This is a genomic window from Streptomyces lateritius (assembly GCF_014649715.1).
GTDB classification, from domain to species: Bacteria; Actinomycetota; Actinomycetes; order Streptomycetales; family Streptomycetaceae; genus Streptomyces; species Streptomyces lateritius.
On record NZ_BMTO01000021.1, the window covers coordinates 1 to 11,893 of the forward strand.

Below are 11,893 nucleotides of genomic sequence, written 5' to 3' on the forward strand. Positions count from 1 at the left end.
CACATCGCTGCGCGATGTGCAAGGGGGGCGGTCGCTGCGCTCCCGCTGCCCACGCGATGCGTGGGCGGATCCCTTCGCTGCGCTTCGGGATCCGGTGGGGCCGGCCGCTGCGCGACCGCCGACTGAGGGCGTGTCAGATGCGACTAGTCGGGTGTGTGGTTGGGGAGTTGGGGAGTCCTGCGGACTCTGGGGCGGGTCCGCTGCGCTCCTCCGCCTGACGGTCCTTCCGGCTGCGCCTCCAGAACCTTGGGGCCCGCTGGCGCGGGCCGGGCTGGCTACGAGGGGTGGGGGTCGCTCGTTCGTGTGGGTTCCAGTGTAGCGCGTGCCTCAGGTTGATGCAGCATGTACCGTTGGCGGAAATACGGGACACCCCCCAACCACCCGGACGGGGCGCGGGAAGCGAGGACTCTTTGAATCCGTCGAGCTTCGAAAAGCGCTTTGAAGCGCGGAAGGAAAACGATCGTGAGGTTAATTCGGGGCTGGACCCGGAGCTGATCCGCTATCGGATCGTGGCGCAGTGCACCGATCCGGAGCACCCGGGCGCGTCGGTGGTGACGAACTACGCCTACGGACGGTCGGTCGAGGAGGCCGTCATCAAGGCCCGCAAGGCGCTGGAAAAGCCGGACGGTCTGTACGGGGACCGGGGCATGTACCGCGTGGTGGAAGTGGTCGAGGAGAGCCCTTCCAGCGAGCTCCGGCAGCAGGAGGACGCCCGCCGGCGGTACCTCACCACCATCCTGGAGAACGCCGCCACCACTGTGCGCGGCCGCGAGCCGGACAACCCGGATGCGGAACTCCTCAGCCGCCTGGACGACTTCTTCACCCGCGCCGTCACCTTCCCCGCCCCGCACACCAGAGGCGTACACCCCCGGCCCCACCAAGCCACCTTCGGCTGGACCGGCGAGCCGCCCGGGATTCAGCACGCCAGCGACCCCGGCCGGGCCCTGGCCCTGTTCCTCCTGGCCTACCTGGACCACCACGGCCTGGACCTGGTGGAGGCAAGTGCCCGCACCCGCGCCCTGCCCGAAGAGCGCACGGACGTCGGCCGGCCTTCGGCCCGTGCCGCGGAAGAGAACCAGGCGTCGCCGGAACTTGTCGAGCGCGTCCTGGACATCTGCGGACAGCACTACGCGGCCGTGACCGGCACCAGCTCCGAGCAGTGGGACCAGGAGTCGGCCCGGGAGGTCGTGCGCATCGCCCTGTGCACCGTGCAGTTGGCGGAGCGGGACACCTACTACCCGCGGGCGCTGGAGACCTACCTGCAAACGCACCGGGCGCGGCTGGAGCGGCTGTGGCGCCGCTACGGGCCCGGCGGCATGTTCGCGGGCGAGGTCGTGCTGATCGACCTGCCCGGGTGCTTCGTGCTGTGCGAGAGGATCGACGAAAGCCCGCTCTGGCTCGAAGGGGTCTGGACGCAGGAGGGCTGGAAGGAAAGCGCGCTGGAAAGGCTTGAGAACGCCTGGCTGTACGACACGGGAGAGGAGGACGGGCGATGAGCAGGATTCCGCTCAAGAAACACCAGATCGACCAGAAGTCGAGTTTCCGTAAGTGGGTCGGATTCCCTGCAAGGTCATCTGTGCCCCCTCAGGGTGCCCGTGGCACGATCGTGTCAGCGACCGGGTCCGGCAAAACGATCATGGCTGCCGCGAGCGCCCTGGAGTGCTTCCCCGAGGGCCGGATCCTCGTCACCGTGCCGACCCTGGACCTGCTCGTGCAGACCGCCCAGGCGTGGCGGGCGGTGGGTCACCGCTCCCCCATGGTCGCGGTGTGCTCGCTGGAGAACGACCCGGTGCTGAACGAGTTGGGGGTGCGCACCACCACCAACCCGATCCAGCTCGCCCTGTGGGCCGGGCGCGGGCCGGTCATCGTATTCGCCACATACGCCTCTCTCGTGGACCGCGAGGACTTCGACGTCCCGACGGGCCAGCGGAAGGTTCGCGGGCCGCTGGAAGCCGCTCTGGCGGGCGGAGAGCGGCTGTATGGGCAGCAGATGGACGGCTTCCACCTCGCGATCGTCGATGAGGCCCACGGAACCGCTGGTGATCTTGGTCGTCCGTGGGCGGCGATCCACGACAACACCCGCATCCCCGCCGACTTCCGGCTCTACCTGACCGCGACCCCGCGCATCCTCGCCGCGCCCCGCCCGCAGAAGGGCACGGACGGCCAGGAGCCGGAACTCGCGACCATGGGCCAGGACTCCCAGACCTACGGGCCATGGCTGGCTGAGCTGGGACTCTCGGAGGCGATCGAACGCGAAATCCTCGCGGGGTTCGAGATCGACGTGCTGGAAATCCGCGACCCCTCACCGGTCCTCGGGGAATCGGAGGAGGCGCAGCGGGGCCGGCGCCTGGCGCTCCTGCAGACCGCGCTCCTGGAGCACGCGGCGGCGTACAACCTGCGCACCGTCATGACCTTCCACCAGAAGGTCGAGGAAGCCGCGGCTTTCGCGGAGAAGCTGCCAGAGACGGCTGCGCAGTTGTACGCCACCGAGATGTCGGCTGAGGAGCTGGCGGAGGCCGACAAGAAGGTGAAGGAGTTGCCCGCGTCCTCGATCGGCGCGGAGCTGTACGAGCTGGAGGCCGACCGCCACGTCCCGCCGGACCGGGTGTGGTCGGCCTGGCTGTGCGGCGATCACCTCGTGTCCGAACGGCGCGAGGTCCTTCGCCAGTTCGCCAACGGCATCGACGCGGCCGGCCGCCGGGTACACCGTGCGTTCCTCGCCAGCGTTCGCGTGCTCGGGGAGGGCGTGGACATCACCGGCGAGCGGGGCGTGGAGGCCGTGTGCTTCGCCGACACCCGCGGCTCCCAGGTCGAGATCGTGCAGAACATCGGCCGGGCGCTCAGGCTCAACCGCGACGGCACCACGAAGGTCGCGCGCATCATCGTGCCGGTGTTCCTGGAGCCCGGCGAGGACCCGACGGACATGGTCGCCTCCGCCAGCTTCCGCCCCCTTGTAGCCGTCCTTCAGGGCCTGCGCTCGCACGATGAGCGCCTGGTCGAGCAGCTCGCCTCCCGGGCCCTCAGCAGCGGGAAGCGCAAGGTGCACGTCCGGCGCGATGAGGACGGGCAGATCGTCGGGGCCGGCGGCGAGAGCGACGGCGAGGACCAGGAGCAGGACAACACCGACGCCGCTGCCGAGTCGGCCCTGCTCCACTTCTCCAGTCCGCGCGACGCGTCGACCATCGCGGCCTTCCTGCGTACCCGGGTGTACCGGCCGGAGTCGCTGGTGTGGCTGGAGGGCTACCAGGCCCTGCTGCGCTGGCGGGCGGAGAACGAGATCACCGGCCTCTACGCCGTTCCCTACGACGTTGAGGTCGAGGTCGGGGCGACGAAGGCGTTTCCGCTTGGGCGCTGGGTCCACCAGCAGCGGAAGGCCCTGCGGGCCGGGGAGCTGGAGGAGCGGCGCAAGACCCTGCTCGACTTGCCGGAGGCCGGGATGGTGTGGGAGCCGGGCGAGGAAGCCTGGGAGAACAAGCTCGCCGCGCTGCGCTCCTATCGGCAGGCCACGGGCCACCTTGCTCCCCGCCAGGACCAGGTGTGGGGCGAGGGCGAGGCAATGGTGCCCATCGGGCAACACATGGCGAACCTGCGCCGGAAGGGCGGTCTCGGGAAGGACGCGGAGCGGGCCGTGGTGCGGGCGCAGCAGCTGGCCGCAGTCGATGAGGACTGGGACTGCCCGTGGCCGCTGGACTGGCAGCGGCACTACCGTGTCCTCGCGGACTTGGTCGACGCCGACGGAGTCCTGCCGGCCATCGAACCGGGGGTGCTGTTCGAGGGCGATGACATCGGGCGGTGGCTGGAGCGGCAGAAGAACCCGGGCACCTGGGCGCAGCTCCTGCCCGAGCAGCAGGAGCGGCTGTCGAAGCTGGGCATCAAGCCCGCTGAGGCCGCGTCTCCCGCCCCGGTAGCCGCTCGTGCGACAAAGGGGCAGAGCAAGGCGCAGGCGGCGTTCCAGCGGGGCCTGGCGGCCCTCGCGCAGTGGGTGGAGCGTGAGGGCGACCGGCCGGTGCCGAGGGGCCACAGCGAACAGATCACCGTCGACGGCGAGGCGGAGCCGGTGACCGTCAAGCTGGGCGTATGGATTTCGAACACGAAATCCAGGAGGGACCGGCTGGACGCCGACCAGCTCGCCGCACTCGCGGAACTGGGCATGGCATAAAGCTCAGGACACGGGGATTTAGAAGTTCAGGTGCTCGACAGCCCGGCCGTCAGCGGGCTCACGGATGCACGGGAGGCGCTACGAACGGGTGATGCAGAAGTAACGGATCGTGTCCTCATGAAGGTCAGCGCTATCGCTGGCCTGAAGGTCGAGCTGGATACCGGTGAGCGCGTTGCGGACCTCTTCCTTCTTCGCGACGTACCTCAAGCGCTCCCGGGACACCTGTGTATCGGGAGTCCAACAAACGAATACGATCCTGGTCTGTTGGGTCCCCTCCTCGCCGAGCCGGAGCGGATGAACGCACCCACACTGATGCCTGTCTGGCGCCCGGTTCGCGGCGATCGACGCCAGCCCGCCTTCCACGTACGTGGGCGAACCGGCGGCAGGCCCGGGTACCACCGGGAATCGCCGGTCGCCAACGGACCCGACGGAGATGTACGTGGGCGACGTCCTCGACTGGCCGCGCCGCCGCTTTCCCGAGGCGCGCAAGATGGGCACCGTCGGCTTCGGCGGGCACTGGACGATCCAGCCGGCCCTGCGCCGGACCATGTCGGTCGGACGACGAGTCAGGTACTCGCCGCAGATTCGCTCACGGCCGCCGGGGTCGCACCGGGTACCGGCACGGGATACGCCGCCAAGTCCGGTGAGGAGACCAAGAGCCTGAAACAGCTGTACCGCGAGGCGAAGGCGGAGGGCGGCATAACCAACCGTTCGCTCACCGTCAGGTCCGCTCGCAACATGCGGGCCGTGGTGATGCACAACGAGGCTTGGGCGCGTAAGCACACGTGTCGGGGGGCCAGCGCATGCCTCGATCATGAACTGGTCGGTTGACAGGCGGCGACCGCGGCGCCGTGCCCGGGCGGACGGTAGGCGAGCCAAGCCCGGATACCTGGCGCGGCCGTACGCCGGCTCCGTGCGCCGCGGGGGCTGGGCCCGGCCGTTGGGCTCAGCCCCCGCAGCGCTCACTCTCCCCGTGTCCCCGCCTGCCGGGTGACTGCCCGCAGCAGGGGACGGCTCAGGGCGCCGACCGCCAGGATTCCGCCGAACCCGGCGGCGCAGCACACCGCGAGAACGATCAGGCCGCGTGCGTCGAACGACGAGTCGCCGCCCGCCAGCATCATCGAGCCCCCGCACAGCAGCCCCGTCGCGACAGCCCCGCCCGCCAGCACCGTGACCGGGATCAGCGTCTCCCGGCTGCGGGCGGCGTCCAGGACCCGCAGCGGGGTCCCAGCCAGGTGCAGGAGGCCGTAGGTGCGGCGGCGGTCCAGGACGGCGGCGGCCGCGGTGATCCCGGCCGAGGTGATGGCGACCGTGAACGTCACCACGAGCACCATCCGGGTGATGGTGGTGAAGTCCCGGGTGAACCGTTCCTCGGACCAGTTCACCTCGGGCCCGGTGATCGGGTACTGGTCGGGGATCAGTCCCGTCAGCGCGGTACGGGCGCGGTCCAGGTCGGCCGGGCCGCCGGACACGGTGGCGGTGACCTGGCGGCTGTCGGAGGGGCCCTGGGCCACGAAGCCGTCGTCCCCGATCACCGCGGTCACCCCAGCGGCGTGCAGACGTTGTTCGGCCAGCGTCCGCACCTGCGTCACCTTGTTGTCCGGGACGGCGATGGCGAGCTGGTCGGGCCGTCCTCCCCACGAGGAAGCGGCGTCCAGGGTGAGCAGGGCGAAGAACCCGGCGACGAAACCGGCCAGGGTGAGCCCGGAGACGATCCGCCAGGCGGCCTTCGGATCGTCCAGCAGCCGGCGCCCGGCCAGCAGCGTCGCCGGCCGCTTGGCCAGGGCGGTGACGATCCTGCCGAGCAGCCGGACCACCCAGGGCCCGATCACGGCCAGCGCCAGGAAGAGCGCGGCGAACGCGTACAGCGCCATGGAGTCGTCGCTGCCGTACTTCTTCGTGATCCAGCCGTACACGGCGACGACGACCACGAAGACCACCGCTCGTACGGCGCTCGCTCCCCGGCTGCGCGAACGGCGTGCCACGCCCAGCGGGCCGACGACCACCTGACGGAGCCCGGCGAGCGCGCTGATGACGACCAGTGCGACCACCCCGGCCGTCACCGCCAGCAGTGGCGGCGCGCCGATCCACAGGTCGGCCGGATACCAGGCGCCGCCCGCGAGCGGCAGACTCGCCGCCACCGGCAGCAGCACCGCGTACCCCACGACGCCTAGCAGCGCCCCTGCCGTTCCGGTCAGCAGCGCCTCGGCGGCCGTCAGCCCGGCGATACGGCCCGGCGTGGCGCCGATCAGGCGGAGCGCGGCGAGCCGCTCGTCGCGCCGGGAGACCGACAGCCGGGCGGCGGAGGCCCCCAGCACCAGCAGCGGAACGACGACGAGGACGGTGGCGACCCGGGCCAGGGACTCGTATATCCCGCCCATGCCGTCCGTGAGCGGCGCGCCGGTGAAAGATGCGACGCGCGTGGGGGAGGCGATGTCGCCGACCCGGCGGGGATCGGGCTCGCGCGGGGTGGTGACCGCCGGGTCGGTCGAGCGGTGTCCGACCACCGCGACGAGTTCGCCGGGGTGCGTCAGCGCCGCGCGGCCCAGTGTTCCGGTGGGTGTGCCGGGGACGGGGTGGCGGTCGGCGGGCAGCCGGTCGAGCAGGGCGCCGAGCGCCGGGGAGACCCACAGCTCGCCCGGGGCGGGGAAGCGGTCGAGGCCGGGCGGGGCGGGAGCGGTGCGCCCGGGCAGCCGGGCGACATCCACGACGGTGACGGGCACTCCCCGGGTGAACGTCGTCCCGACCGCCTCGACGGCCACCGGACGGGAGGACTCCACCGGGTTGCGCCAGTCGGCGCGGTCCGAGCGGTGCTGGAAGCCCAGGTTCATCGCGACGCACAGCAGCAGCAGGGTGGTGGACACGGCCGCCGCAGCGACCGCGAGGCCGGTGACGAGCAGGCCGGTGCGTCCGCCGGCCCGGGTGAGTCGCCAGGTCAGCGCCCAGGTGGTGCGGTCCAGTGCCCTCATCGCCGGTACCCCGCATTCGCCTCGGCGCCGGTCTCCGCCTCGGTGTGCGCCTCGGCCAGCAGGCCGTCGCGGACCCGCACCGTGCGGTCGCACCAGCGGGCCACGTTCGCGTCGTGGGTGACCACGACCAGGGCGGCGCCCTGGCTACGACTCACCTCCGCCAGCAGGTGGATCACCTCCATGCCGGTGGTCTGGTCCAGCGCGCCGGTCGGCTCGTCCGCGAAGATCACCTTCGGGCGGCCGACCAGAGCCCGGGCGATGGCCACCCGTTGCGCCTGGCCTCCGGACAGCTGTCCGGGACGCCGGCTCTCCAGGCCCTGCAGGCCCAGCGGCCCGAACCACTGCCGGGCCTGCTCGACGGCCTCCCGGCGCGCCGTGCCGCCGAGCATCAGCGGCAGCGCCACGTTCTCGTCGGCGGGCAGTTCCGGCAGCAGCTGGCCGGACTGGAAGACGAAGCCGAACGCGGTGCGGCGCAGCTCGCTGCGGGCCGGTTCACGGAGCTGGTCGATCCTCTTGCCGTCCAGCAGGACTTCACCGGAGTCGGGCCGTTCGATCCCGGCCAGGCAGTGCAGCAGGGTGGATTTGCCGGAGCCGGACGGGCCCATGACGGCCAGTGACTCGCCGGCCGTGATGCCGATGTCGACGCCGGCCAGGGCGCGGGTCATGCCGTAGGACTTGAACAGGCCGGTCCCCGACAGGACGGCTGAGGGGGTGTTCATCGGGCGGTCTCCCCGGAGAGAAGGGTGCTCATCAGGTGCATGGCGTCCACGATCGGGGCGCACGGTTTCCGGCAGGCTCGGCCGGACGGCCGATTGTGGGGACCGGACATCGGCCATTCGGCCGAGCCCGCCGGGAATCGCCGCTTCCGTATCCTGCTGGGCGTGTACTCAGAAACTCCGCTGCTCCGCCGGGCGCTGATCGCCGCCGGCTGGATCTTCCTCGGCCTGTTGTGGCTTTTCGACGTGTTCGCCGACAGGGCGACCGACCACCGCTGGCCGAGCTTGCTGCAGATGGTGTCCGGCCCGCTCGCCTGCATGGCGCTACTGTGGCCCGCTCGTCGGCCGAGCGTGCCGGTACGTGCCGTGCTCGTCGCGGGCGGCTCGCTGGTCCTCACGGCCGTGATCGCCACGTGGGCGGGCCCGGACATTGCCAGTACGTTCGGGGCGCTGGAGAGCGTCGCTCTGCTGGTGCTGCTGTCCCGCGCGGTGTGGGCGGTGCCGGGCCCGAGGGCCGCGGTGGCCGTTTCGGCCGTGCTGACCGCGGTGGTCATCGTGATCCCGCTGCGCTTGCTGCCGGCGGACATCCAGAACGACGGCCAGAACGCCATCAGCGGGTCCCTGCTGATGGCGCTCGGCGCCGGCCTGGCTCTCGCATGGGGCCTGCGGGCACGGCTGATGGAGGAGCGGCGGGCCCGCGACGTCGCCGCCGTACGCCAGCGTCAGCGCCTGGAACTCGCCCACGACCTGCACGACTTCGTGGCCCACCACGTCACCGGCATCATCGTCCAGGCCAATGCCGCGCTGGCCCTTCAGCACACCGCACCGGAACAGGTCCAACCGCTGCTGCAGAACATCACCCGCTCCGGATCGGAGGCACTGGACTCGATGCGCCGTCTGGTGCGGGTCATGCGCGAGGACGACCACGCGGGCGTGCGGCCCGGCGAGGTGTGGGCGGAACTCGCCCGCCTGGTCTCCGCGTTCTCCGGAGACGATGCGGACGCCCAGTTGCACGTGGCCGCGGCGGCCCGCGAGGTGCGGCTCGCCCCCGAGGTGGAGACGTCCGTGCACCGCGTGGTGCAGGAGGCGTTGACCAACGTGCGCCGGCACGCGCCCGGCGCCGTGGTCGCCGTACGGATCGATGTGGACGGGCACCGGCTGCGGGTCGAGGCGTACAACACGGCGCCGGCCGCGCGCCACCCCGGCCCGGTCGGCGGGCGCGGCGGCTTCGGCCTGGTCGGCCTGCGGGAACGCGTCGAAGCGGTGGAGGGCACGCTGACCGCCGCTCCCACCGACGACGGCGGCTGGCGGGTGACCGCCGCCTTCCCGGTGCTGGCCGCTGTGGCAGGATCGGCGGCGTGAACGATGCGGCGATCCGGGTGCTGATCGCGGACGACCAGGAGCTGGTCCGCATGGGCTTCCGGCTGATCCTCGGCGCCCAGCCCGGCATCGAGGTGGTCGGTGAGGCCGCCGACGGCGCCGCCTGCGTGGAACTCGCCCGCCGGCTGCGGCCGGACGTGTGCCTGGTCGACATCCGGATGCCGAAGCTGGACGGCCTGGACGTCACCCGGGCGCTGGCGGGCCCCGGAATCCACAACCCGATGCGCGTGGTCGTGATCACCACGTTCGACCAGGACGACTACGTACACACCGCGCTGCGCAACGGGGCCTGCGGCTTCCTGCTCAAGGACGCCCCGCCCAGCCTGCTGATCGAGGCGGTGCGTGCCGCCTCCCGCGGCGACGCGCTGGTCTCCCCCGCCGTCACCGTCCGGCTGCTGAAGGAACTGTCCTCCACGCGGCCCGAGCCGGATGCCGCCTGCCCGCTGACCGAACGGGAACTGGACGTGGCCCGGCTCGTCGCAGTGGGCCGGACCAACCAGGAGATCTGCGACCAGCTGATGGTGTCGCTGTCCACCGTCAAGACGCACCTGGCCAACATCCAGCAGAAGATCGACGCCCGCAACCGGGTCGAGATCGCCGCCTGGGCGTGGGAGTGCGGCATGGTCCGGGAGCGATAGGGACGGCCTCCATCGGCCCGGAGGGTGAACCCGGAATGGCAGTCCTTCTGGGCTGTGCAGTCTCAAAGCGCTCGCCCTGCCACGGCGGAAAGGGTCAAGGCCGCACCGAGCCGCACGAGGGGCGCCGAAAACTCCGTCGGACCGAGGCGGCTGGGGTTGGCCGGCTTCTCCCAGGGGCGCCACACCTGCTACTTGGCGGACGAGCCCGCGCTGAACGCCGTGCACCGACTGGCCGCCGTGCTCCGCAGCTGCGCCTGAGCGCCCTCGTGCGCACAGTAGCCATCCATCGCGGCCGGCAGTGGCCTGACCCTCGGCGTCGTCTGCCCCCGAGACCGATCAAGTGGGGCGTGGGCAGCGTGCAGCGAGGTGATGCGTCACCATCGGTATCAGGGCAGGGCCTCAGCGGCCGCGGCTTCTTCCGCGGCTCCGGCCAGACCGACTCCAACGCCGCCTTCACCGTGCGGAATCCGACTCCGTACTCACGCATCGAGGCCCGGTACGACATCCCTGCCCGGGCGTCACGGCGGATCGCCGCGTACAAGTCAACCTTGGACTTCGGTGGCGCCATCGCAGCCTCATCCCGCAGAGCACGTCCATGCTCCCACCGCAACCCCTCAAGCGTTGCCAGAACTCACAGACATCGCCCTCCGGCGAAACAAGGCGTTCTCGACCCTGAGCGACAAGTGGTGTCGGATCCCGTCGACAAAACCAGGCACCGTACCGGCGTAAGCCTCCGAGGTCCTTGCGCCCGCCCGCCTCCCACGTCCTCCAGAAGGGCGGCCCGGGGCGCGGGCGTTCTTCTTGCGTGCCGCTCACGCGTGCCCGGCAGCCGGCTCCCAGAAGGGTCGGGCGAGCCCGGTCCCGTCGCAGTGGAAACACCGGCCGCCTCCCGGCGTGCTGCGGGCACCGATGGTGCCGGCGGCGTGGCGGAAGAGCCGGGTAAGGCCGGTGGTGTGCGCCGCGTGGATCGGGAGCTCGTGCCGTCTGCCGAGCGTGACCTCCAGCGCGACGCCGGGGCGGGTGAAGTGGGCGTGCATGCCCCGGTGATCGAGCGGAGCGTCTCGTTCACTTCGTGCATCGTCTCCGCGCCGGACAGCTGCACTCGGGCCGCGAGGACGGTGTCGGTGGCTGCGGCGAAGGACAGCAGTCCGACCGGGCGGGCGAGCGGCCCGACGCGGGCCACGGGGGCGGGATGGGTGTGCTGGAGCTGGGACAGGGCGTGCCACAGGTCGCCCGGCAGATCCTGGGGTGCGGTCTGTTCTCGGCTGCGTCTCATGCGGCCTGTGTAGGGCCTCCGGGGGGCTGGTGCCGTCGGATGGGCCCGTCCGTCCCGCCTGGTGGTGCGGTGACTTCGGGATTGGTCCCGCTGTGCGGCCTGGCGGCTGCCGACCGCACAGCGGGCGTGTGCGGTCAGGTCCTCCGGCGGAACCAGCCGCGGCCACGGCCCGGCTCCTGGTCGTCCTCCGGCCCCGGCGGTGCGGCGGCCTGGAGGCGGGCGGCTTCGGCGGCGGCTTCCTCGCGGGCGACGACGTCGGCGTGGCAGGTGCCGCACACGGACATGTCCCCGGCGTTCCAGGCAGTCCGGTGCGCGGTGGTCTCCTCCCAGTGCTGGTCGGTGAACTTCGTGATGGAGGCGGGAAAGAAGGTCACTGTCGACGTCGTGAAGCGGCGGCTCCCGGTATGGGCGGAGTGGCCTTCGGTCCTTGGCGATGGCCATGCTGAGGAAGATCCCCACCGGCAGCGCGACAGTCCTGTCCGCGCTGCGGTGGGCGGGGCCGTGTTCTAAACTCAGCAGCCGAAGGGGAGGCGAGCGAGGACAAGGCCGCGGACATCGGTGGCGCCCCCTTCGGTCATCAGCCGCTTCCCGACGGTGTGGAGGGTCGCACCCGTGTGGTGAAGACGTCGTCCACAAGCAGGACCCGCTTACTCTTTACGCTCTGGCGGAGTTTAAGAGACGCGGCGTGTTCCCGGGCGGCGTCCATCTTGTCGGACCAGCGCACGCGTACACGTGGATTACTCCGTAGGAGTCGC

9 protein-coding genes are annotated in these 11,893 nt (G+C 71.4%); 4 read left to right on the top strand and 5 right to left on the bottom strand.

Annotated features, from left to right (window positions below; genetic code table 11):
• Positions 1–410: 410 nt before the first annotated feature.
• On the top strand, positions 411–1,496 hold the full coding sequence (locus IE136_RS31785) for a hypothetical protein (RefSeq protein WP_229819362.1): 1,086 nt from the start codon (positions 411–413) through the stop codon (positions 1,494–1,496).
• The gene (locus IE136_RS31790; protein WP_189602026.1) at positions 1,493–4,159 is read left to right on the top strand and encodes a DEAD/DEAH box helicase; all 2,667 of its coding nucleotides are present in this window, start codon (positions 1,493–1,495) and stop codon (positions 4,157–4,159) included. Before IE136_RS31785 ends, IE136_RS31790 begins: the two co-directional genes overlap by 4 nt.
• A 78-nt stretch (positions 4,160–4,237) precedes the next feature.
• On the opposite strand, the gene IE136_RS36885 is transcribed toward IE136_RS31790, so the two are convergent.
• The 3 genes from IE136_RS36885 to IE136_RS31805 form a co-directional block, all read right to left on the bottom strand.
• Entirely contained in the window at positions 4,238–4,975 is a 738-nt protein-coding gene (locus IE136_RS36885) for a cofilin family protein (RefSeq protein WP_373309188.1), read from the bottom strand.
• A 146-nt stretch (positions 4,976–5,121) separates the two neighbouring features.
• A complete protein-coding gene (locus IE136_RS31800; RefSeq protein WP_189602028.1) occupies positions 5,122–7,128 on the bottom strand; it encodes an FtsX-like permease family protein in 2,007 nt (668 codons plus the stop codon).
• Entirely contained in the window at positions 7,125–7,847 is a 723-nt protein-coding gene (locus IE136_RS31805; protein ID WP_189602029.1) for an ABC transporter ATP-binding protein, read from the bottom strand. The genes IE136_RS31800 and IE136_RS31805 overlap by 4 nt, the downstream gene beginning before the upstream one ends.
• A gap of 162 nt (positions 7,848–8,009) precedes the next feature.
• Here IE136_RS31805 and IE136_RS31810 point away from each other — a divergent pair, with 162 nt between their 5' ends.
• Positions 8,010–9,206: a sensor histidine kinase gene (locus IE136_RS31810; RefSeq protein WP_189602030.1), complete on the top strand. Its 1,197-nt coding sequence runs from the start codon at positions 8,010–8,012 to the stop codon at positions 9,204–9,206.
• Positions 9,203–9,862 carry a response regulator gene (locus IE136_RS31815; protein WP_189602031.1) on the top strand — a complete coding sequence of 220 codons (660 nt, stop codon included), beginning with the start codon at positions 9,203–9,205 and terminating at the stop codon, positions 9,860–9,862. Before IE136_RS31810 ends, IE136_RS31815 begins: the two co-directional genes overlap by 4 nt.
• A gap of 812 nt (positions 9,863–10,674) precedes the next feature.
• Here IE136_RS31815 and IE136_RS36155 read toward each other — a convergent pair.
• Both IE136_RS36155 and IE136_RS31825 read right to left on the bottom strand, forming a co-directional pair.
• Positions 10,675–10,899 carry a hypothetical protein gene (locus tag IE136_RS36155; RefSeq protein WP_229819363.1) on the bottom strand — a complete coding sequence of 75 codons (225 nt, stop codon included), beginning with the start codon at positions 10,897–10,899 and terminating at the stop codon, positions 10,675–10,677.
• Between the two features lie 373 nt (positions 10,900–11,272).
• A complete protein-coding gene (locus IE136_RS31825; RefSeq protein ID WP_189602032.1) occupies positions 11,273–11,512 on the bottom strand; it encodes a hypothetical protein in 240 nt (79 codons plus the stop codon).
• Positions 11,513–11,893 lie beyond the last annotated feature (381 nt).